General features: G+C 63.3%; 19 protein-coding genes. 12 read left to right on the top strand and 7 right to left on the bottom strand.

The features are described from left to right. Positions 1-12 precede the first annotated feature (12 nt). Positions 13-675, bottom strand: a complete 663-nt coding sequence (locus ACQY7R_RS12795; protein ID WP_428305986.1) for a hypothetical protein — start codon at positions 673-675, stop codon at positions 13-15. Between the two features lie 227 nt (positions 676-902). Continuing rightward, entirely contained in the window at positions 903-2,738 is a 1,836-nt protein-coding gene (locus ACQY7R_RS12790; protein WP_428305985.1) for a cation:proton antiporter, read from the bottom strand. A 206-nt stretch (positions 2,739-2,944) separates the two neighbouring features. Here ACQY7R_RS12790 and ACQY7R_RS12785 point away from each other — a divergent pair, with 206 nt between their 5' ends. Then, positions 2,945-3,172, top strand: a complete 228-nt coding sequence (locus ACQY7R_RS12785) for a hypothetical protein (RefSeq protein WP_428305984.1) — start codon at positions 2,945-2,947, stop codon at positions 3,170-3,172. Positions 3,173-3,213: 41 nt separating this feature from the next. Continuing rightward, positions 3,214-3,795 carry a tetratricopeptide repeat protein gene (locus tag ACQY7R_RS12780; RefSeq protein ID WP_428305983.1) on the top strand — a complete coding sequence of 194 codons (582 nt, stop codon included), beginning with the start codon at positions 3,214-3,216 and terminating at the stop codon, positions 3,793-3,795. Positions 3,796-3,810: 15 nt separating this feature from the next. Here the strand turns inward: ACQY7R_RS12780 and ACQY7R_RS12775 are convergent, their stop codons facing one another. After that, positions 3,811-4,323: a hypothetical protein gene (locus tag ACQY7R_RS12775; protein ID WP_428305982.1), complete on the bottom strand. Its 513-nt coding sequence runs from the start codon at positions 4,321-4,323 to the stop codon at positions 3,811-3,813. A gap of 267 nt (positions 4,324-4,590) precedes the next feature. Between ACQY7R_RS12775 and ACQY7R_RS12770 the strand changes: the two genes are divergently transcribed. The 4 genes from ACQY7R_RS12770 to ACQY7R_RS12755 all read left to right on the top strand — a co-directional run bounded on the left by ACQY7R_RS12770 (position 4,591) and on the right by ACQY7R_RS12755 (position 9,449). Then, positions 4,591-5,973, top strand: coding sequence for a Gfo/Idh/MocA family protein (locus tag ACQY7R_RS12770; RefSeq protein WP_428305981.1), 1,383 nt, complete (start codon positions 4,591-4,593; stop codon positions 5,971-5,973). A gap of 445 nt (positions 5,974-6,418) precedes the next feature. After that, complete coding sequence (locus ACQY7R_RS12765) at positions 6,419-7,438, top strand: SMP-30/gluconolactonase/LRE family protein (protein ID WP_428305980.1); 1,020 nt, start codon at positions 6,419-6,421, stop codon at positions 7,436-7,438. A 54-nt stretch (positions 7,439-7,492) separates the two neighbouring features. After that, a complete protein-coding gene (locus ACQY7R_RS12760) occupies positions 7,493-8,404 on the top strand; it encodes a hypothetical protein (protein WP_428305979.1) in 912 nt (303 codons plus the stop codon). After that, complete coding sequence (locus ACQY7R_RS12755; protein WP_428305978.1) at positions 8,397-9,449, top strand: DUF1559 domain-containing protein; 1,053 nt, start codon at positions 8,397-8,399, stop codon at positions 9,447-9,449. The genes ACQY7R_RS12760 and ACQY7R_RS12755 overlap by 8 nt, the downstream gene beginning before the upstream one ends. 115 nt (positions 9,450-9,564) lie before the next feature. On the opposite strand, the gene ACQY7R_RS12750 is transcribed toward ACQY7R_RS12755, so the two are convergent. The 3 genes from ACQY7R_RS12750 to ACQY7R_RS12740 form a co-directional block, all read right to left on the bottom strand. Next, entirely contained in the window at positions 9,565-10,236 is a 672-nt protein-coding gene (locus ACQY7R_RS12750) for a hypothetical protein (protein ID WP_428305977.1), read from the bottom strand. Between the two features lie 364 nt (positions 10,237-10,600). Further along, the gene (locus ACQY7R_RS12745) at positions 10,601-11,692 is read right to left on the bottom strand and encodes a glycoside hydrolase family 43 protein (RefSeq protein ID WP_428305976.1); all 1,092 of its coding nucleotides are present in this window, start codon (positions 11,690-11,692) and stop codon (positions 10,601-10,603) included. Between the two features lie 7 nt (positions 11,693-11,699). Beyond that, entirely contained in the window at positions 11,700-12,851 is a 1,152-nt protein-coding gene (locus ACQY7R_RS12740; protein WP_428305975.1) for an aminotransferase class V-fold PLP-dependent enzyme, read from the bottom strand. Positions 12,852-13,070: 219 nt separating this feature from the next. On the opposite strand from ACQY7R_RS12740, the gene ACQY7R_RS12735 reads away from it, so the two are divergent. The 5 genes from ACQY7R_RS12735 to coaD all read left to right on the top strand — a co-directional run bounded on the left by ACQY7R_RS12735 (position 13,071) and on the right by coaD (position 18,260). Continuing rightward, positions 13,071-14,342, top strand: coding sequence for a protein-L-isoaspartate(D-aspartate) O-methyltransferase (locus ACQY7R_RS12735; RefSeq protein WP_428305974.1), 1,272 nt, complete (start codon positions 13,071-13,073; stop codon positions 14,340-14,342). A 268-nt stretch (positions 14,343-14,610) separates the two neighbouring features. Beyond that, positions 14,611-15,651: a TIGR03000 domain-containing protein gene (locus tag ACQY7R_RS12730; protein WP_428305973.1), complete on the top strand. Its 1,041-nt coding sequence runs from the start codon at positions 14,611-14,613 to the stop codon at positions 15,649-15,651. Between the two features lie 237 nt (positions 15,652-15,888). After that, entirely contained in the window at positions 15,889-16,680 is a 792-nt protein-coding gene (locus tag ACQY7R_RS12725) for a hypothetical protein (RefSeq protein ID WP_428305972.1), read from the top strand. Then, positions 16,677-17,648 carry an HTTM domain-containing protein gene (locus tag ACQY7R_RS12720; protein WP_428305971.1) on the top strand — a complete coding sequence of 324 codons (972 nt, stop codon included), beginning with the start codon at positions 16,677-16,679 and terminating at the stop codon, positions 17,646-17,648. Before ACQY7R_RS12725 ends, ACQY7R_RS12720 begins: the two co-directional genes overlap by 4 nt. 126 nt (positions 17,649-17,774) lie before the next feature. Beyond that, complete coding sequence (gene coaD / locus ACQY7R_RS12715; protein WP_428305970.1) at positions 17,775-18,260, top strand: pantetheine-phosphate adenylyltransferase; 486 nt, start codon at positions 17,775-17,777, stop codon at positions 18,258-18,260. A gap of 107 nt (positions 18,261-18,367) precedes the next feature. On the opposite strand, the gene ACQY7R_RS12710 is transcribed toward coaD, so the two are convergent. After that, entirely contained in the window at positions 18,368-19,531 is a 1,164-nt protein-coding gene (locus tag ACQY7R_RS12710) for a substrate-binding domain-containing protein (RefSeq protein ID WP_428305969.1), read from the bottom strand. A gap of 321 nt (positions 19,532-19,852) precedes the next feature. Between ACQY7R_RS12710 and ACQY7R_RS12705 the strand changes: the two genes are divergently transcribed. Continuing rightward, positions 19,853-20,974, top strand: a complete 1,122-nt coding sequence (locus ACQY7R_RS12705) for a Gfo/Idh/MocA family protein (protein WP_428305968.1) — start codon at positions 19,853-19,855, stop codon at positions 20,972-20,974. The last annotated feature ends 61 nt before the right edge of the window (positions 20,975-21,035 follow it).

The following is a 21,035-nucleotide window of genomic DNA, read 5'->3' as shown; positions in this document are numbered from 1 at the left end:
TTTGGGTTCGGTTTAGTGGAAGTGGTAGTGCACCCCGCCGTAACCATACCCACCGTAGCCGCCATACCCGCCGTAGAACGGAGCCGTCTCCAGCGAGGTGTCGGCCGCGTCTTGGTCGGCAGTCTTCTGCAGCGAGTTCTCCTGAGCAAACTCTTGTTGCTGCTTGATCGAACCTTCGGCGGTCTTGGCAGCCGCCGTCTCGTCGGCGTTGATGTCGGCGTCCGCCTTCTTCATCTGCTTGTGCAGCGCCATCGCCTGGCTTACGTCGGCCTGACGCGAGTTGTTGAACATCTGTTGCTGCTGCTGGATCATCTCTTCTTCGTGCTGGAACTTCAACAGCCAGAGCTTCATCTGCTTCGGCGAGAGGTTCGCGAGTTCGGCCTCGTATTCCTTCGCTTCCGCCGGCGTGATCTTCGCCGAGTGCGAGGTGTAGTCCTTCACCCAAGCGCGGGCCCGCAGCATCTGGGGGCTGTCCCAAATCTTCTCGCGCTCGGCGTCTTGAGCGGCGTTAGCGCCTGGGTGATACGGAGCCGGCGCGGCAGTCGTCGCAGTCGGCGCGGCAGCCGGTTTGACCGGCGGCAACCCCGCCGGAGCAGCGGGCTGACCTACAGCGAAACTTGTGAAGCTCACACCCACCGCCGCCAACATCGCAGCAGCCACCAGCAGACGTTTCATGGCAGACTCCTCAGCTAAAAACCATCTATGTCGATTGGAAACGAGCGACCACGGGCGCACGCGCCGCGCGGTTGGCCGCCTCCGGGATCAGCGGCAATCTCGCTAAGTGTAGCTCCACCGGCGCACGCGGGGCCGCTGTTCAGCCTATGCCGATTGTAACGGCCGTTGCCAGAAAAGAGGGAGCGCTGAGGGATTCGTGGGGCGATCCGTAGCTTCACTTCCCAGCGTCATATGCCCACATCATAATGCGGCGCGAACCCATCCTCTTCGATCCGGTGCACCCCCAGCTCCTGCTGGATTCGCCGCACCTCGCAAGCCACCCGCTCCGGATCGGCGCCGACCTCGCTGAGCAGCAGCTTCGCCAGCCCCACGGCAGTCTCGGCCTCCTCGATGCAAATCTGCGTGGCGCCGACCTCTTCAAGCCACGCCCGTTCCTTGAGATAGCGGGCCCGCGCGAAGACCTTCAGCTCGTTGTTGAGCTCCTTCGCCGAGATGATCACCAGCGTCCGCACGAGCACGTCGGGCACGGTCACGAGCAGGTACTTCGCTTCCTTGATGCCGGCCGCTTCGAGGATATCGTGCCGAGTCGAGTCGCCGTACACGCCGAGCTGGCCGTGGTTGGCCAACTCGCGGATTGTGTCGATGTTCAGGTCGACCACCACCGTCTCGACGCCGAAGCCGCGCAGAATCCGCGCGGCCGTCTGGCCCACCGGTCCGTAACCGACGATCACCGCCCGCGTCTTCGGAGCGCTCGACTCGCCATTCGCCGCGAGCCGTTCAGCCATCTCTTCATTCAAGCGCAGGCCGCCCGCTTCGGCGCGGCTCCCCAGCACCTTCCATAGTTTGGGGCGTGAACGGAGCCAGCCTTCCATCGGGCCGATCAAGCGGAAGATCAGCGGGTTGAGCGTGATCGAAATGATCGCCGTTGCCACGAGCAGGCTGCGGCCTTCCTCAGTCATCAACTTGTGATCAATCGCTTCGGTCGCCAGCAGGAACGAGAACTCTCCCACCTGAGCCAGTGCGATGCCAACGGTAAGGGCGTTGCGGAACGAGTAACGCAGCATCCAGACGATGCCAATCGCCGTGAGCGGCTTGGCCACCAGCACGATCGCCAGCAGCACGGCCAGATAGACGGGCTGATCTCGGATCACCGCCGGGTCGAACAACATGCCGACCGAAACGAAGAACACGACCGCGAAGGCGTCACGCATCGGCAAGGCGTCGGCCGCGGCCTGATGGCTCACCTCGGTTTGCCCCACGACCATGCCGGCGAGGAACGCCCCGAGGGCGATCGACACGCCCAAGTAGAACGCCCCCGTGGCGATAGCGAGCGCCAGCGCCAGCACGCACAGGGTAAACAGCTCGCGCGAGCGAGTACGAGCCACGAAGTTCAGCAGCGGCGGAATGAGCCGCTTGCCGGCGCCCAGCACCAGCGCCGCGAGCAGGCCGATCCGCAGCACCGCCATGCCGAGCGCCTTCGCAATCCCGCCGCCAGCCGCATGCTTCGCCGCTTCGCCCACGACTTCGCCGCCGTCGTTGAGAATGTCGGCCACCGCCGGCAGCACGACGAGCACGAGCACCGTGAAGATGTCTTCGACGAGCAACCAGCCGACCGCGATATGCCCCTGCGAAGTGTGGAGCACGTCGTTATCGGTAAGGACGCGAATCAGCACGACCGTGCTCGCCACCGAAATGGCGATGCCAATCACCACCGCCTCGGCCGCCGGCCAGCCGAGCGCGATCGCCCCTACAGCTCCGAGCGCGGTCGCCACCAAGATCTGTCCCACGGCGCCCGGAATGGCGATGTTCTTCACCGCGAGCAAGTCGCGCATGTCGAAGTGCAGCCCGACGCCGAACATCAGCAGCGCGACGCCAATTTCCGCGAACTGCAGCGCGATGGCGGGATCGCCCTCGATCCCCGGCGTGTGCGGCCCGAGCACGAATCCCGCGAGCAGATACCCCACGATCGGCGAGAGCTTCAGCTTCTGGGTCACGAGCCCAAACGCGAGGGCGACGATGAGACTGACCGACAGGCTAATCAGCAGGGCGTATTCTTCGTGCATCGATCCTGCAGTGGGGGTAGATGTTGCGGCGGGCGGTTAGCAGGGGCCCCCAGTGTAGCAGAAATCGGCCGAGTTTTGTTGCGATAAATTGCCGCACGCCAGCTTGGGGCGGTTCGTATCGTTAACATAGCGGCAGCCTGGCCGAATAAATTAGGTCGACGTAAGCCATTCCGTTTCCCCGCTATTGTTCTTTGTCGAGTTTCATGATGCCCAACCCCACCGGCCATTCATCGAAAGTGACGCTCGACTTGCTCGTCAACGGCGCTAAGCTTGGCTTGAGCCAAGTCTGCCCCGACGAACTTTTCTTGGAAAGCGCTTGCGAACCTGTCCCGCCGATGGATGGTCAGGTGGTCATCGGCATCGACGGCGTCACCAAGATTATGGACGTTTTCCTCCCCCACGGCATCACCGGGCGGCGGATTTCGTACTACTAAGCTTGCGTGACGAGCAGCCAGCACCCTCTCGCATCAATCGCATGTCCCAAGCTGCGCGATTAGCACGCCTCAAGCGTCTTTCTCACAGCCACAACACGGCCCTAACAATTTGTTACGGGCGGCGTTACCTGCGCGCCTTTCCGGAGGATGGCTTAGCTTGGCTTTACGTCGGAATTGCCTTGGTAGAAGTCGCTCGCTACGAAGAGGCGGAACAGGCTATTGCCCGCGCCATCAGTCTTTGCCCGACGGAGATGCGGCATCACCCTCTGTCGCACATGGGCCACCTATTTCGCGAGGCGGGGGACTACGATCAAGCCGCTGAGTGGTATCGTCGAGCGATCGCTGCGGGGCCCGATCTCCCGCATCATTACATCTTCCTCGGAGCCCTACTGGCTAAGCAAGGTCGATTCGCAGACGCTGAAGAAGCGCACCGCAACGCTATCGCCTGCCCCGAAGGCGAGCTAGACGAAGCCTACCTCAACCTTGGCTTCGTCCTCCGTGCCCGGGAACAGTTCGTTGAAGCCGCCGAGTGCTTTCGCGAAGCTCTTCGCCTTGATCCCGAGTACCGTGCCGCTCGACGGGCGCTTCATGATGTCGAGCGTTGCATTCGCTACAAGCACTGAGGCTGAAGCTGGGAGTTAGCCTCCGACCATTCTTCCTCCGTCCTCGCAGTAACTGACGCAGAACTGCAACTGACGCTGATAACTGAAACTTGCCATGTTGTTGGCCGCGCCCCTAGTTCTCGCCGGTATTGCCGCCTTCTTGCGCCACCACATGAAGAGCCAGTCCCAAGGTCTACTCGTCACTTCGCTGCAGTAGAGCCCACGCAGCAAGAGTCGCCCGGATTCTAGAATCGGCGACGCCGCTGGGAGTGCGTGCCGGACGACCACATCAGGAAACTCCCGACTGACAAACTCGCAGCCCGACCATTCGTCGCCTTGCCAGAAGGCTGATTGCAAACGCCGATTCAGGTCGGGGTCGTCCGTCATTGGTTCGACGATGTAGCTGTCCCAGAACATCTCCTCATGCTGGCAGTCGCTAAGCGATGCAATCCGCTCGCCATCACGGATAACGAACCACCCGAAATCGCGACCATAGTCGCTTTCGATAATCCGCAAGCGTCGCTCATGTGATTGGGAAAGAACCTTCATGCCCTGCTTTCGCGCGTCGCCGGAGGAGAACTGCCGTACTAACTGACACAGAACTGCAACTGCCACTCGCAACTGACTCAAGCCCCGCCGCTCGCAGCATCCACTAGTTTTAGCGGACCTTTCGCTTCAGGGGAAAGCGAATCGAGGTCACTACGCTGAGAATCGCCACCCGGCCGATTCCAGTAACTTGCGAACGCCGCCGTCCCCCTTCACAATGAACGGATCGCTTGGCGAATCCTTTTCAACATTGCGGAGCCTCTCCCGGTTATGAGCCAGAACAAGCGTCTCTCATCGCGTCGGTCGTTCTTCAAGCAAACTGTCGGCGCTGCCGGCGCCGCGGCGACTGGCGGCGGGTTGGTTCCCTACTTCCTCACTGCCTCGCGGGCTCAGGCGGCGACCGCGTCGAGCGACCGGCCGCTGATTGCCTGCATCGGCAACGGCGGGCAAGGGAATCACAACATGGGGCTGGCGATGAACTTTGCCGACGTCATCGCCGTGTGCGACGTCGATTCGGGACGCGCGGCCGCGGCGAAGCAGGCCTCCGGCGGCAAGGCCGACGTGTACGACGACTACCGCAAAGTTCTCGATCGCAAAGACGTGCAGGCGGTGAGCATCGGCACGCCCGATCACTGGCACACGAAGATCGCCATCGAAGCGATGAAGGCGGGCAAAGACGTCTACTGCGAGAAGCCGCTCACCCTCACGATCGACGAAGGCAAGAAAATTTGCCAGGTCGTGAAGGAGACTGGCGCCGTGTTCCAAGTCGGCACGCAACAGCGGAGCGACTTCGACCGGTTGTTCCTCCGGGCGGTGGCGATCATCCAGAGTGGCCGGCTCGGCAAGGTGAGCAAGGTCTCGTGCGCCATCAATTCGGCGGAAAGCTCGCCGCAGCTGCCAGTCATCGCGCCGCCGAAAGAACTCAACTGGGAACGCTGGCTCGGCCAAGCGCCGCTCGTCGACTACCGTTGGCAAGGAGGCAAAGACGCCGAGGGCGCCGACATTCCGTACAAGTCGCGCGGCCACTACGAGTTCCGCTGGTGGTACGAATACTCCGGCGGCAAGATGACCGACTGGGGCGCTCATCACGTCGACGTCGCTTGCTGGGCGCTCGGCCTCGACCAGACCGGTCCCAACTCGGTTCGCGTGGAACTTTGCGAACATCCCGTGCCGTTCGAGAAGGGCTATCCCACGCGCGACGACATGTACAACACGGCGACCGCGTTCCGCGTGGTGAACACGTTTGACGACGCGGGCGTCGAACTGACGATTCGCCACGATACCGACAACGGCGTCCTCTTCGAGGGGGACAAGGGCCGGCTCTTCGTCAGTCGCGGCAAGCTCGCTGGCAAGCCGGTCGAGGAACTCGCCGAGAACCCACTGCCAGTAGACGCACTGCGCAAGGCCTTCAAAGGTTCGGAACCAGTGAGCCATATGCAGAATTTCTTCGACTGCGTGCGCAGCCGCAAGGAACCGCAGTCCGACGTCTTCTCGCACCATCGTTCGCTGTCGAACTGCCACTTGGCGAACATCGCGCTGCGGCTCAATCGCGACCTCAAGTGGGATCCGGTGAAAGAAGCGATGATCGGCGACAACGAGGCCCAGTCGTTCGTCGCTCGCGAGCAGCGGAAGGGGTACGAGATCACGGTGTAGCACGGCTCAGGCACTGAGCCGAATCCAAGCCACCGGCTTTGCCGGTGGACGAAGTACCAGCTCGCTCTCTTGTTGCTGCGTCCACCGGCGGAGCCGGTGGCTTTTATCCAAGAAGCGGCGTTGATCCGACGCTTGGAGGCAGCGGCTGGCGAGAAAATCGACAGCGCGCTGCTGCTATCGCCAGGCGCGTGCGGTTCCCCCCCAGCGCCGCCGGCGGCGGTTTGTCCCCAGCTGCGCCCGCAGGTATACTCGGTTCCGTTCGTGAGGCGGACTTCCGCCAGCCTACCGCCGCGTGTGGAACATCGCGGCAACCTTCCCCGCAGATCGCGATCGCTAGGATCCTGCATTCGCCAGGCAGCCAGCGTTCAGCCAGCCGCGTCTCGCGATCTCAATTGGCGCACCCTTCCGCTTCACCCTCAGTCTCACACCCAGGATCGCTACTGAAATGAAAACCTCCACTCTGTTGGCTCGCGCTTTCGCCTGCGTGGCGGCGCTTGCCTCGCTCAACATTCTCGCTGCCGCCAGCCAGGCGCAGCAGCAACTTCTCGTCGCCGACCGGCTCAGCAACAGCGTCTTTCGCTACAGCGCCAGCGGCACGCTTCTCGGCACGGTGTTGACCGACAATGTCAACTTGCTCGGTCCCTCGGGCATCACTCTCTCGCCAGACCAAACGAAGCTGTTCGTGACGAGCACGGGCAACAACGTGGTCGTCCAGTACGACTACAGCGTCGCCACCGGCTTGGCGACGAACGGCTCGGTCTTCGCCGACGCGGCTGACGGGCTCTCCTTCCCGAGCTCAGTGAAGTACAGCCAAGATGGCTCGAAGGTCTACGTTTCGAACCTCGGCGGCACGGGCGTCGCTCAGTTCAATCTGAACGGCACGAGCGCAGGCGCCCCGATCAACGGCCTCATTGGCGGCGGCACGTACTTCCAATTCTCTGGATTGGAATACGCACCGAACGGCGAACTCCTCGTTGGCGCCTTCCAGAACTTCCCCGCGGGTAACGCTGGCGCCGTTGCAAAGTCGAACGTGCCGATCACCGGCCTCTCGGAATTCATCCCGGGCTCGGCATCGCTCAACGGCGCGTCGGGCCTGTTGGTCCGGGGCAACGACCTCTACGTCACCGGCATGTTCGCTGGCACGATTGGTCGCTACAACGTGCTCACCGGCGCCGTCGATCCCAGCTTCGGCGTCTCGGGCCTCGCGTTCCCCCAAGGATTGATCGCTTCGCCGGACGGCAACGGCTTCCTCGCCGGCATCTTGGGCGTTTCGAACGGCAGCGGGAACATCTCGCACTACGCCTACGATGGCACGCTGATCGGGACGTTCGCGCTCCCCGGCGGCGGCGGTTTCATCGAGCCGACCGCCTTCGCCACGGTGGCGATTCCCGAGCCGGCCACGCTTGGCATGTTGACCGTCGCGGTCGCTGCGCTAGGCTTAACGGTGCGTCGCCGGATGGCCTAACGCCATCGCCCTGCCCTGGCGGCATCAACTAGCCCTGGAGAATCGACAGTGCGGATGCGGATCGAATGCGTCGTTCCCGTTTGCCTGGCGGCGCTCGTCGGCTGGGGCGTGCTGCCAGCAGTTCACGCTGAAGTAACTCCGTACTTCGGCGGACCCGATGCTTCCAAACTGACGATGACGAATTCGAGCGCCGCCAGGAACCAGTTCCTGGCGGCGCTTTCGTCGTATGGCGTCGAAGACTTGGAAGACAACTCGGGAGCGAACCCGACGCTCACGTTCGGCGCGACCGGCGTCACGGCGACGACCGGTTTCCCGAACGGCGTCAATTCGCTTGTCACCTACTCCGTGAGCGGTCAGCGCTTCCTTTGGGATACCGAGGGCGTCGACGACTGGCTACAGTTTTCCGAGCCGGTGACGGCGTTCGGCAGCTACATCGTGCAGGGAGGCGACGGCTCCTCGGCGCCGCCCGTATCCGCTCCTGCCAATCGGCTGACTTTCACGCTGCAGAACACCGCGCTCGGCACGTCCAAGGAAGTGGTCATTCACGACCTCGGCCCCGACTGGCCCTTTTACAATGTGATCTTCGTCGGCGTCACCGACACTCAGCCGTTTGATCGCATCTCGTTCCACGAGTCGTACGACTACGACGGGCTGCTCTGGGACGATCTCGTTGCTGGGCAGTTGAAGCAGCCAATTCCCGGCGACTTCAATGGCGATGATCTCGTCGACGCCGCGGACCTCGGCATCTGGTACGAAAGCTTCGGATCGAGTGGGATGCCCGCGAACACGCTTGGCGACGCGAACGGCGACGGCATTGCCGATGGCGCGGACTTCCTCGTGTGGCAGCGGAACTACAACGCGCCGGCCGCGCCTGCAGCGGTTGCGGCCGCTGCCGTACCGGAGCCGACTGGGCTCTGTCTGCTACTCGCCGGGCTCAGCATTGCGAGGGCCTTCCGCCGTGCGTAAGCCCGCCGGATTTACGTTGGTCGAACTGCTGGTGGTGATCGCCATCATCGGCGCCCTCATCGCCCTGCTCCTCCCCGCCGTGCAAAGCGCCCGCGAGAGCGCTCGCCGCGCGCAGTGCCTCAACAACCTCAAGCAAACCAGCCTCGCGCTGCAGAATCATCACGCGGCCAAAAACGCCTTCCCCTCGGCTGCGATGTCGAAGTCTTACCCGCCGGACGAGCGACATCCCCATAGCTTCTACCGCTGGTCGGCGCTCGCCCAGTTGTTGCCGTACATGGAGCAGCAGTCGCTCCACAACCTGCTCGACCTTTCGTTGCCGCTCTACATGCCCGGCGGCGGGTATCCGATCTCGACGCCGAACAAGCCGGCCGTCGTGCAGATGCTGCCGGTGTTCCTCTGCCCTAGTGACTTGCAGGAGCGCGTGAAGCCGGAGACGGGGCCGACGAACTACGCCGTTTGCGGCGGATCGGGCGCCGGGGGGGGCACGCCGTTCGATACCGACGGCGTTTTCTACGTCAATTCGGCGACGACCTTCGGCGACATCACCGACGGCTCGTCGAACACGATGGCGGTTTCGGAAAGCCTCATCGGCGCCGACACGGTGCTTGATGGCCAGGGCGCCTACAACGGCGCCACGCCCGAGCGGAGCTACAAGTTCGTCCTTTCGTTCGCGGGGCCGACCGATCTCTCCGACTTCAAATGCAACGGCTCGATGAACTTCAACTCGTCGGCGAGCACCGGCAACGATCCCCGCGGCTTCGCGTGGGCGAGCGGCGAGTATCGCAGCGCCACGTACAACCATTACTACCCGCCGAACTCCCAGCAGTTCGATTGCGCCGCCTCCGCGACGAGCGACCCGACGCCGCCTCCCGCGCAGCCTATTCTCTACTCGGCCTACGGCTGGCGTGCCGCCCGCAGCGCCCACCCCGGCGGCGTGAGCGGCTCGACCGCCGACGGCGCCTGCCGGTTCTACAACGACGGCGTCGACCCCGTTGTGTGGAAAGCCTTGGCCACTCGCGCGAGCGATGAAGTCGCTGCGGAGTAAAGCCAGTGGGTTGATTTCTCCCCGTCAATAAGAAGAGCGACCTGCAGCCGTAGCCGTAGATCGCTCAGTGGGGGGCGAAATCACGAATCGGTCTTCAGGATGATTGCCGGCACGCTTACTTCATCGCGAACTGGCGTTGCTCCCACTGGTGCGGGAACTCGCTCGGCGACATCATCGCCAGTTGGTGGAGTTGCTTGATCGCCCGCACCGCGTCGACGCGGCTGGTGAAGTCGAGGCTGCGGTCGGCGGTGACGCGAGCCTTCAGCACGCCCAGTTCCGTCGCCAAGGCGGAGCGGTAAACGTCGCTCGACGGATGCTCGGGCGACCAGTTGCGAAGCAGCGAGCTGACCGTCGCGACCGAACCGGCGTAGCGAGCTTGCGTCAATGCGGTCGGCCAGGCCCCGGCGCCCCGTTGCACGGATTCATATAGCTTGAGGGCGGCAGCTAACTCGGCGTTCGCGTCGGCTTGCTGCTTCGCGCGATTCGCGTCGGCCTTCTGCTCGCGGTTCTCGGTTTCCATCCGCTTCACGTCGTTGCGGTAGGTCGCGCGGTTGTATTGGATTTGGTCCTGGGCTGCGGTGACGCGAGTCCAGGTTTCGGCGGCGTCGGCTTCGTCCTTCAGGAACTGGCCATTGGCTCGGACGAGTTCCGAGGCGCCGGCGAGGTGGTCGCCGAGCACGGTGCTGCGGTGATCGTAGGCAATGGTTTGGGCAGAGGCGTGTTGCTGGAGACCGACGGCGGCGAACGTGGCGACGGCGGCGAGCGTGATGACGGCTGTGCGTGGCATGACATGGTTCCCTTACTCGGCTACTCATCCGGCTGCAGGCGGCGCCGGTTGATTGTGCGAGGAGGTGAACGCAAGCGCGGCGCCAATTCATTTCGCGGTGCGAATGGCGCTCTTCATGCAGTCAGTTGACTGCATCAATCGCGGGGAATCATGCGAATCTGCAGAATCTTTCGGCGAGCGCGTAACATCCGCGTTTGAGCGCGGGAATCCGTTTGACGACGACGGTTTTGCATTTTGGGACGAGCTATGGATCGCCGTCGGCAACCGCATCCCTAGCCCCGGGCTCCGCCCGGGGGTCGCGCTCCATTCCGGTAAGCATCGCCCCGCGTTGCGCCACCCCCGGGCGGAGCCCGGGGTTAGAACGCTAAGGCGCTGGCTCGTCGGTGCCGCGCGTCACCTTGCCGTGCAGCACGCCATCATCGTCGAACCAGAGAGGGTCGATTGCTAGGAACCGCCGCCAGTTGATCTCGCCGTCGTGCTTCTGGTGGTAGATCATCCACAGCTTCCCTTCGGGCGTCGCGACGACGCAGTGGTGGCCGGGCCCGAAGAGTGTTTCGCTTTGCGAGACGATCGGGTTCTTCGCGTACTTTTCGAACGGCCCGAGCGGCGATTTCGACGTGGCGTAGCCAATGGCGTAGTGGCGGGAGTCGGCGCCGCTGCCGGAGAACATCAGGTAGTACCGCCCGTCATGCTTGAGCACGAACGGCCCTTCGGTGACGTGGCCCGACGCCATTTCCCACGGCTCGGTCGGCTGGATGAGCAGCACGCGTTCGCCCTCGGGCGTGACGGGATCGCTCATCTGCTGGCCGTAGATCTTGAAACCGTCGAGGATCTCGACGTAGTAGAGGTACAGCTGCCCGTCGTCGTCCTGGAACAAGTGGGCGTCGATTGAACCGGGGGCGAGCACCGCCTTATCGACGAACGGCCCGCGCGGGCTGTCGGCCACGGCGACGCCGATTTGCTTCCGCGCGCCACCCTCGTCGTGGGCGGGGTCGTTGTCGGTGTAGTAGAGGTAGAACTTGCCGTCGCCGCGGACGTTGTGGAAGACGTCGGGCGCCCACGCCCCGCCGCGAGGGTCGTCGAACGCGCTCCCCTTGTTTTTCCAGTGAACGAGGTCTTGCGACGTGAGGACGTCGTAGCCGCGGCCGTGCGTCGTCGCGTAGAGGTAGTAGGTATCGTCGACGCGGATCACGTGCGGATCGGCAGGATTACCGGTGGTGACGATCGGGTTTTTGTAAGTGGGGGGTGCCGACTCATCGGCGACTGCTTGAGCGGCTGCGAGCAACCCCACCGCGAGCGATGCCGCAAGCAGGATTTTGTGGGAGGCGTCTCCGACGCCGAGTACAGATCGCCTGCTGAAGCAACTTAATTGGCAACGCGAAATCGGCGTCGGAGACGCCTCCCACAATCGATCGCTCTTGGAACCGCTGAGGGCTGGGTATTCATCGGTCTTCATCGGGCGTTTATCCTTGATAGCTGCGCAGCGCATTGATCAACTGCGCCACGTCGTCATGGCTGTTGTAGGCGTGCGGGCTAACGCGAATCCGCCCGGCACGGGTGGCGAGGGCCACGCGCTGCTCGAGGCAGTGCCGCCGCACGGCGAGCAGGTCGGCGCCGGGGAACTCGAACGAAACGATGCCGCTGCGCTGTTCCCCCGCACGCGGCGAGATCACCCGCATGCCGAGCTGCTGTAGTTCGCTTACCAGATGATCGCTGATCTCGAGCACCGACGCGGCGACGCGGTCGATGCCGAGCGACTGCAGCAAGTCCAGGCTCGCCCCCAGCCCGAGCATGCCGGGAACGTTGAGCGAACCTCCCTCGTATCGTGAGGCGTCTTGCTTCAGCTTCAACTCGATGTGGGCGTAATCCTGGGCGTGGACGACGCTGTGGGCGCCGACGGCGATGGGGGTCAGCAGCGGCAGGCGGTCGCGGCGGATGTAGGCAATGCCGGCGCCTTCGGGGCCGAGCATCCACTTGTGCCCGTCGGCGGCGAGGAAGTCGATTGGCGTTTGGCTCACATCGAGCGGGAAGGCGCCAAGGCCTTGGATTGCATCGACGAACAGCAGCGTCCCCTTCCGGGCGGCGACCTCGGCGATGGCGTTAAGATCGCGGCGGCAACCGTTCGAGAAGGCGACCCAGCTGACGGTGATGATTCGCGTTCGCTCGTCGCAGTGAGCGGCGAGTTGGTCGTAGTCGACGACGCCGTCGGCAGTCGGCACGCGGCGGGTTTCGACGCCGTGGTCGGCGAGGTTCATCCAGGGGTAGAGATTCGACGGATACTCGTCGGCGAGCGTTACGACGTTATCGCCGGCGCGCCAATCGAGCCCCTCGGCGACGAGGTTGATGCCGGCCGTCGTGTTGGGGACGAGCGCGATCTCCGCCGGCGTGGCGCCGATGAGCGTCGCCGCCGATTGGCGGACTTGCTTCAGCTGCCGGGCCCACTCGGGCCACATCGTATCGCCTTCGTGGAGCGACTGATCGATCCAAGTGCGCATCGCCGCGGCGGCAGGCGCCGTCACGGGGGCGACGGCGGCGTGGTCGAAGTAGGCCCAGTTTTGGGCCACGGGCATCGCCGCGCGAAGTTCGTTGCGTACCGCCTCAATCTCGCCGTTCACGCCCAATCTCCGGTTTATGCGGCTGTGCTAGAATCTATGAATGCACGGCCTTGCCAAAAAATCTGTGGGAGGGGTCTCCGACCCCGAAGCGGCGCTGAACTGTCACGACCGTATGTGGCGGTGACCTATTTCGGCGTCGGAGACGCCTCCCACAAAATTCTGATCGCTTCCTGCAAAAGTTTATCGTAGCCGTTTAACGCCTCGTTCGTGAGTCCGACCATGCGGAAGCCCACCGCCAGCACTCTGAAAAACGCCTGTTTTCTGCGGGTTTTTGCGATTGTCGCGCTGCTCTGCCTGGGGCGATCAGAGGCGATCGCGCAGTCCCCTGCCCCAATCGAGCAGGAGTATGCCGCCAAGCGCGCGAAGATGGTCGCCGAGGAAATCGAAGCGGCTGGCGTCAAAGATCCGCGCGTCTTGAAGGCGATGCAGGCGACGCCGCGGCATCAGTTCATGCCAGCCGCGTATCGACCCTACGCCTATCTCGACGGGGCGCTGCCGATTGGGGATCGGCAGACGATCTCGCCGCCGTTCGTCGTCGCCTACATGACCGAGCAACTGCGGCCCAAGTCGACCGACCGCGTGCTCGAAATCGGCACCGGCAGCGGCTATCAGGCGGCGGTGCTCAGCCCGCTCGTGAAAGACGTCTACACGATCGAGATCGTCGAACCGCTTGGCAAACGGGCGAAGCGAGCGCTTGAGCGACTTAAGTACGACAACGTCCATGTCCGCGTGGGCGATGGTTTCAAGGGTTGGCCCGAGGCGGCGCCGTTCGACAAGATCATCGTCACCTGCTCGCCGGAGAGCGTGCCGCAGCCGCTCGTCGATCAGCTGCGCGAGGGGGGCGAGATGATCATCCCCGTCGGCGAGCGCTATCAGCAGAACCTCGTGCGAATGACGAAGCGAGACGGCAAGCTGGAGAGCGAACCACTGCAGGCGACCCTGTTCGTGCCGATGACCGGCGCCGCCGAAGATTCGCGAAAGGTGCAGCCCGATCCGCTCCACCCGACCGTTCGCAACGGCGGCTTTGAGAAGGTCGTTGGCAAAACGAGCGACCCGGTCGGCTGGCACTACTTGCGGCAGGCGACGACCGTGGATGGTTCGGCTGGCGAGCCAGCTCCCGAAGGCAAGCGGTGGATGCGGTTCACCAACAGCGAGCCAGGGCTCATCAGCCAGGCGCTTCAGGGGACGGCGATCGACGGCCGGAAGGTGAGCCAAATCGAGGTGAGTTGCCAGGTCGCCGCCAAGGGGATTACGGCCGCCGCTGGCGAGCATCCGGGCGTGATCGTCAATTTTTACGACGAGCGGCGGGCGGTAATCGACATGATCGAGCTCGGACCATGGACAGGAACATTTGCGTGGCGGAACGAACAGCGAACGTTCCGCGTGCCGCTCGCAGCGCGCGAGGCGATCGTTCGCATCGGCCTCAATGGCGCGACTGGGCAACTCGATCTCGATGACCTCGAATTGCGCGCGGTGCAGGCCGGCAAATAGGCTAGCGGAGGGCCGTTGGCGCCGGTCGTAACGACCGTGACGCCAGCATGGGATCAATACCCCTATCGCCCAATATTAGCTGGATTTCCTAATCGCCAGAACCGGTTAATTCTTCGCAAGTTCCTTGAATTACACCCCCCCGCTGCTATGTTACCGATGTGTCGGTCGAGTGCGGTTATCCGCTCGGCGTCTTGCCGTCGACCAGGCAGGGATCGTTGCCCAATTTGAAATGATCCAAAAATTCAAGGTCCTCAGGGGGAATGAAGAGATGAGATTCGGCAACACTAAGCTGGTCGCGGTGGCGGTCGTTGCGGCAGGGATGGTCGCGGTTGCTGCTGGCGAAGCCTCGGCTCGTTCGCGCGGCAGCTATGGTTCCAGCGGAAGCTACGCCTCGAGCGGCAGCTACGCGTCGTCGGGCAGCTATGCCTCAAGCGGCAGCTACGGCGGCAGCTATGCCACCTACAGCGCTTACAGCAGCTCGGGCAGCTACGGCTCCTCGTCGGGCAGCTACGCCAGCTACAGCAGCAGCGGTTCATCCGGCAGCTACGGCCGTCCGGGCTTGTTCTCGCGTTGGCACGCCCGCAAGGCTGCCCGCTACTCGTCCTCGGGCAGCTACGGCTCCTCGTCGGGCAGCTACGCCAGCTACAGCAGCTCGGGTAGCTACGGCTCGTCGTCGGGCAGCAGCGGTTCGTACGGCGGCGCCGTTTACGAGTCGTACCCCGCCGAAGGCGAAGTGACCTCGCCGGAAGTTCCGGTTGAAGCCACCCCCGCCACCCCGAGCGCCTCGGCCACCGAAGCGACGATCTTCGTCAACCTGCCGGCCGACGCCAAGGTCTTCGTCAACGACCTGGCCACCAGCAGCACTGGCGCCGAGCGTCACTACGTGTCGCGCGGCCTGAAGCCGGGTCGTTCGTACTCCTACAAGCTCCGTGTTCACTTCGAACGCGATGGCAAGCCGATGACCGAAGACAAGGTCGTCCGTCTGACCGCCGGCGAGAACGTCCAGCTGGCTTTCGGCGGTGCCGATAGCAGCGACAAGACCGCCCAGACCGAGCTGAAGCTCAACGTCCCGGCCGGAGCCAAGGTCACCTTGGCTGGCGCCCCGACGGAGCAAACCGGCGAAGTCCGCAGCTACACGACCAACAGCCTGAACGCCGGCCAGATGTGGAACGGTTACACCGTCCGCGTCGAGCTCGAGCAAGACGGCAAGACCTTGGTCGAAGAGAAGACCCTCGACATCGAGGGTGGCAAGACCTACGAGCTCGCCTTCGAGCTCGCTGGGAACGCCCTGAAGGTGGCGGCTAACTAAGTTCGCCATTTTTCGCTCTTGACGCAGTTTTACCCCCGCATCGGCGTTGACCGATGCGGGGGTTTTTCGTTTGCTACACACATACGGAACTGCAGCCTTTTTTAGCCCCGGGCTTCGCCCGGGGGTGGCGCACCAGTCGACGAGCCAACTCGTCGCGGCGAACAACCCCCGGGCGAAGCCCGGGGCTAGAAATACGGTCTGGAACGCCCTCAACGGGGCGTCGCACCTGTGGCATTCATGAGTAAGCAACGTCCTGAAACTCCCCCTCAGCCGGCGGCAGGCGAGAAAAAGCCTGCGCCCGCCCCTGCGCCCGAGGCCAAGCCGAAGCCGGCCAAACCTGCGAAGCCAAAGACTCCGTCGCCGTGGCCGTGGGGGCCGTTCGCGCGGGTGCTGGTGAGCATGCTGGTGGCGTTTCACTTGGTCGCCGTGTTCGTCTCGCCGTGGCATCTGCAGCTGAGTTCGTCGGTGGTGCCGATGATCGAGCCGGGCGGCACGCCGCTGAACGCTCAGGGGCAGCCGATTCCGCTGGAGCAACTCGACCCGCAGCAATACCCGCCGCAGTTGCCGGTGATTCCGATCGCGCTGGCTAAATACCTCCATCACTACGCGAACTTGGTGTTCGTCAACCACGGCTACAACTTCTTCTCGCCCGATCCGACGGCGAGCCATCTGATCAAGTACGAGGTCTACAACGCCGCCAACGAAAAGATCGCTGAAGGGCGCTTCCCCGATCGGCGCGAGCAGTGGCCGCGGCTATTTTATCACCGGCACATGATGCTGGTGGAGCAGTCGCGCGATCAGGCGACCGCCGGTATGGGGTGGGAGAACAAAATCGCCGAGTACCTGATCAAGAAGCATGACGGCGAGTGGGCGAAGCTGACCATGTTTCGGCATCACCTGCTGACGCCGCAGCAAGTGAAAGACGGCATGCGGATTGACGCCCCGTCGACCTACGAAAATCTCGGCGAGTTTCAGCATCGGCTCCCCCCCCGTCCCTCGGAACCAGCTCCCGCAGGAGGGACGCCATGACGACGCTCGTCGCTTCGACTCGCAACTATTTCGCCGAGCTTTGGCGGGCGTGGAACAACTTTTGGTTCACGCCGACCGATCCGGCGACGCTCGCGCTCATCCGGCTGCTGGCCGGCGGGATGATGTTGTACACCCACTTCATCTGGTCGTTCGACTTGGCGGGGTTCATCGGCCGCGACGGCTACACGCCGGTCGAGATGCTCAAAAGCATGCCGGGCCGCGAGGTGACGGTGTGGAGCATCTTCGATTGGATCGGCCCCAACTGGCTGCTGTGGACGGTGCACATTCTGGCGCTGTGCGTATTCGCGTGCCTGTTCCTGGGGCTCTTTTCGCGGGTGTCGGCGGTGCTCGCCTACTTGCTCGCGGTGTCGTACGTTCATCGCGTCACCCCCGGCGCGTTTTACGGGCTCGACAAAGCCAACTGCATGATGGCGATGTACCTCATGCTCGGACCGTGCGGGGCGCGCTACTCGCTCGATCGGCTCTGGCGGCTGCGACGTGGCGATGCGAGCGAACCGGCGCCGAGCACTGCGGCGAACGTTGCAATCCGGCTGCTGCAGTTGCATCTGTGCGTCGTTTACTTCTTCTCTGCCTTGGCGAAGATCGAAGGCAACACCTGGCGCGTCGGCACGGCGATGTGGTGGGCCGCGGCGAACTACGAGTACCAATCGCTGCCGCTCACCTGGATGGCTGATTGGCCATTCCTGATTGCGTTCTTCACCCACCTGACCGTCTTCTGGGAACTCTCGTACGCCTTCCTGGTGTGGAACCGGTTCACCCGGCCGTGGATGATTTGGACAGCCGTGGCGGTGCATGGCGGCATCGCGATGTTCATGGGGATGATCACCTTCGGACTGGCGATGATTTTTGCGAATTTCTCGTTCCTCAAGCCGGAGACGGTGCGGCGGTGGGTCGATCCGGTGGCGAGTCGAGTCTCGCTAGCGCTGGTTGGGAAGAGGGTGGGCTAAGAAGCAAGCGGCGGGGACCGCGGGGATGAACGCCGCGGCTCGCTGGAAGCGATTGCGAAGTGGCGTTGCGACAACGAGAATGGGGTTTGACTCCGCTCCATCCCCCCTGCCCTGGAACTACCGCGCATGGCCCGTCGCGCCGTTTACACTGGCTCGTTCGACCCCATTTCCCTGGGGCACCTGAACGTCATTGAGCGGAGCAGCCGGCTCGTCGACGAGTTGATCGTCGGCGTCGGTCACAACATCGACAAGCAGTCGCTCTTCACGGCTCAAGAACGCGTCGATTTGATCAAGCTTGCGACGCGGCATCTGGCGAACGTCGAAGTGAAGATGTTCTCAGGACTGGCCGTCCGCTTCGTCCGCGAATGCGGCTCACGGGTAATCGTCCGCGGCGTCCGCTCGCTGGGCGACATCGAGTCGGAGTTTACGATGACGCTCGCGAACCGACAGCTCGACTCCGACATCGAGACCGTTTTTCTGATGGCTGACGATCAGTTTTCGCACGTGTCGAGTTCGCTCATCAAGCAGATCGCGTCGCTCGCGGGGGACGAGGAATTGGCGCGGTTCGTACCGAGCGTGATCATTCCGCATTTGCGGGCGAAAATCGGCTGATCGATTTGGTGGCCATAAAGCCGCGACCGATGGTCGCGGTGGCAGCGCGAACTGGCAACGCCGATCGTGGGGATCGCGACCACCGGTCGCGGCTTTGTGGGGGCGTGTTACCGCACCGAAGTGCGGCTGTCGCGGCGGTAGCCGCGCGGGGTTTGGCCTGTTTGGCGTTTGAACGCCACCGACAGATATTCCGCGTGCGGGAACCCCGTACGGGTGGCGATTTCCGCCAGCGTGAGGTCGGTCTCACGGAGCAATCGCGAAGTTCGCTCAATGCGGATCCGCATGATCTCGGCGTGCGGCGTGCGGCCGATGAGCTTCTGAAAGCGGTGCTCCAGCATCCGCCGCGAGAGAGGCACGACGCGGAGGACGTCGCCGACTGAGATGCCGTCGCAGGCATGCTCGCGAATGAACCGCAGGGCCGCGACGACGTCGAGGTCATCGACCGCATAGACGTCGCTCGATTGCCGCTGTGCCACCCCGCGGGGTGGAATGAGGATCGCCTCGCCAACGATCCGCTCGCCGCTCATCATCCTATCGAGGAGTTTAGCGGCCTCGTAGCCGGCGCGGTGAGTATCGGGAATGACGCTGGAGAGCGGCGGCGTGCAAAGCCGGCAGAGGCGGGCGTCGTCGTCGACGCCGATCACCGCCACCTGCTCCGGCACCGCGATGTCGAGTTCGCGGCAGACGTCGAGTAGTTGCTGACCGCCAAAATCGTAGCAGGCCATCACGCCAATCGGCTTCGGCAACTTGCGGACCCACGCGATCAGCCGTCGACGCTCGCGAGCCCACGAGAAGCCCTTCTCCACGCGCGAGGCGGCGCGGAAGACCTGGCAGTTGCAACCGCTCTGTCGCGCGAAATCAGTGAAGTGGTCCTCACGCCACTGTGACCAGTTGAAGACTGGCTCGCCGTAGAAGGCGAGTTCCCGGAAGCCGCGCTCAATGAGGTGCGAGGCGGCGAGGCGCGCGATTTCGCGGTCGTTCGTTTCGACCCACGGCAGGTGAGGAACGCTGCGGGCGGCGCTGACGTCGACGGCGGGCAGGCCCGAACGCTTCACCGCGGCGGCGATCGCCTCAGTCTCGATGCGGGCGATAATGCCGTCGCCTTGCCAGTTGCTGAACCACGCCGGCGGCTTCGCGCCACGCTGTTGCTCGCCGATGTAGATCGACCAGAGTTCATGCTCGCGCTGGTAGGCGATGATGCCGTCGAGCAATCCGCGCGAATAGGCATTCGACGTTTCCAACAGCAGGGCGACGGAGCGTCGTTTGCGCATCGAATCAGCCAAAACACGCGGCGAGTTGGTGAACGTTAAGGTCGAGGGCAAGCGCGTGCGACTCCGTGGATGCGAGCCGCCCTGTAGTGGGCGGCCCTAGCTTCCGAATCCGGCGGGCAAAGTTGCATTTTCTGCCGGCGGATGCGAGTCTACAGCGCTCTCTCCTAGTCTAATCGCGAAAGTGAAAGATCGAAGCTCTTCTGCGCTATTTCTCATTCTGGCTTGCGAAACCGGCAGTTAGTATCGATATTTTGGGGACTTCTATACTCCTCGCGGCGATGGGCCGCAAACTCTCTCTTGGACTGAAAAAGGGGCGGCGACATGGCAACCCGAAGACCAGTGCGCGTAGCGATGGTCGGTCTCGGATTCGGGGCCGAATTCTTACCGATCTACAAGAAGCATCCGGACGCGGAAGTGGCCGCCGTCTGCCGCCGCGACGTGGCGGCGATGAACACGCTGGCCGACGCGCTCGAGATCAATAAGCGATACGCGAAGTTCGAAGAAGTTCTCGCCGATCCGGAGATCGACTTCGTCCATATCAACAGCCCCATCCCCGATCATGCGTGGATGAGCATGGAGGCCCTGAAGGCCGGCAAGCACGTCATGTGCACCGTGCCGATGGCCACCAACATTGCCGACTGCGAAAAGATCTGCCAGTTGGTCGCCGACACCGGCCTGAAGTACATGATGGCCGAGACCGTGGTCTACAGCCGCGAGTTCTTGTTCATCAAAGAACTTTACCAAAAGGGCGAGCTCGGCGAGATCCAGTACATGCAGGCCTCGCATCCGCAAGATATGGACGGCTGGCCCGATTACTGGGAACGGATGATTCCGATGCACTACGCGACGCACGTCGTCAGTCCGGTGCTCGGTCTCGTCGACGGTCGCGCCGAGTACGTCTCGTGTTTCGGCTCAGGCCGGGTGCGCGATGACATCCGCGAGAAGTCGGGGAACTCGTTCGCCGTCGAGTCGTGCCACATCAAGATCGCCGAGAGCGACGTGAGCGCTCACATTTGGCGGTTCCTGTACGACACGGCCCGCCAATATCGTGAAAGCTTCGACGTTTACGGCACGAAAAAGTCGTTCGAGTGGTCGCTCGTCGAGAACGAACCGCACGTCCTGCACACGGCCAAGAAGCCGGAGCCGGAGATTGCCGAGAAGGTGGAAGTCCCCGACTACGCCCATCTGCTGCCGGCGGAAATTCAGAAGTTCACCAAGTCGATCGAAGACGCCGACCATCTTTCCTTCCTGCAAGGGGGCGGTCACGGCGGTTCGCATCCGCATTTGGTGAACGAGTTCGTCCGCGCCTTGGTCGACGACCGCGATCCATGGCCGAACGCCGTGACCAGCGCTAACTGGACCTGCGTCGGCATTCTGGCCCACGAATCGGCCGTGGCCGGCGGGGCGATCAAGCATTTGCCCGAGTTCACCCGCACGCGATAGTTCAAATGCCGCCCCGCTGCGTCGGGGCGGCGTTTCATTCCTTTCCGCGATGCGGGAAGGT

It is taken from the genome of Lacipirellula sp. (assembly GCF_965279485.1).
Classification (GTDB): Bacteria; Planctomycetota; Planctomycetia; order Pirellulales; family Lacipirellulaceae; genus Lacipirellula.
This window is presented reverse-complemented; position numbering and strand designations above follow the sequence as displayed.

Excerpts from the sequence above, each read along its gene's own strand:
- ACQY7R_RS12760 (WP_428305979.1), top strand. The coding sequence starts at position 7,493 with ATGCGGATCGAATGCGTCGTTCCCGTTTGCCTGGCGGCGCTCGTCGGC.
- ACQY7R_RS12750 (WP_428305977.1), bottom strand. The coding sequence starts at position 10,236 with ATGCCACGCACAGCCGTCATCACGCTCGCCGCCGTCGCCACGTTCGCC.
- ACQY7R_RS12765 (WP_428305980.1), top strand. The coding sequence starts at position 6,419 with ATGAAAACCTCCACTCTGTTGGCTCGCGCTTTCGCCTGCGTGGCGGCG.
- ACQY7R_RS12770 (WP_428305981.1), top strand. The coding sequence starts at position 4,591 with ATGAGCCAGAACAAGCGTCTCTCATCGCGTCGGTCGTTCTTCAAGCAA.
- ACQY7R_RS12785 (WP_428305984.1), top strand. The coding sequence starts at position 2,945 with ATGCCCAACCCCACCGGCCATTCATCGAAAGTGACGCTCGACTTGCTC.
- coaD (WP_428305970.1), top strand. The coding sequence starts at position 17,775 with ATGGCCCGTCGCGCCGTTTACACTGGCTCGTTCGACCCCATTTCCCTG.
- ACQY7R_RS12705 (WP_428305968.1), top strand. The coding sequence starts at position 19,853 with ATGGCAACCCGAAGACCAGTGCGCGTAGCGATGGTCGGTCTCGGATTC.
- ACQY7R_RS12710 (WP_428305969.1), bottom strand. The coding sequence starts at position 19,531 with ATGCGCAAACGACGCTCCGTCGCCCTGCTGTTGGAAACGTCGAATGCC.
- ACQY7R_RS12725 (WP_428305972.1), top strand. The coding sequence starts at position 15,889 with ATGAGTAAGCAACGTCCTGAAACTCCCCCTCAGCCGGCGGCAGGCGAG.
- ACQY7R_RS12775 (WP_428305982.1), bottom strand. The coding sequence starts at position 4,323 with ATGAAGGTTCTTTCCCAATCACATGAGCGACGCTTGCGGATTATCGAA.
- ACQY7R_RS12780 (WP_428305983.1), top strand. The coding sequence starts at position 3,214 with ATGTCCCAAGCTGCGCGATTAGCACGCCTCAAGCGTCTTTCTCACAGC.
- ACQY7R_RS12790 (WP_428305985.1), bottom strand. The coding sequence starts at position 2,738 with ATGCACGAAGAATACGCCCTGCTGATTAGCCTGTCGGTCAGTCTCATC.
- ACQY7R_RS12795 (WP_428305986.1), bottom strand. The coding sequence starts at position 675 with ATGAAACGTCTGCTGGTGGCTGCTGCGATGTTGGCGGCGGTGGGTGTG.
- ACQY7R_RS12745 (WP_428305976.1), bottom strand. The coding sequence starts at position 11,692 with ATGAAGACCGATGAATACCCAGCCCTCAGCGGTTCCAAGAGCGATCGA.
- ACQY7R_RS12720 (WP_428305971.1), top strand. The coding sequence starts at position 16,677 with ATGACGACGCTCGTCGCTTCGACTCGCAACTATTTCGCCGAGCTTTGG.
- ACQY7R_RS12735 (WP_428305974.1), top strand. The coding sequence starts at position 13,071 with ATGCGGAAGCCCACCGCCAGCACTCTGAAAAACGCCTGTTTTCTGCGG.
- ACQY7R_RS12730 (WP_428305973.1), top strand. The coding sequence starts at position 14,611 with ATGAGATTCGGCAACACTAAGCTGGTCGCGGTGGCGGTCGTTGCGGCA.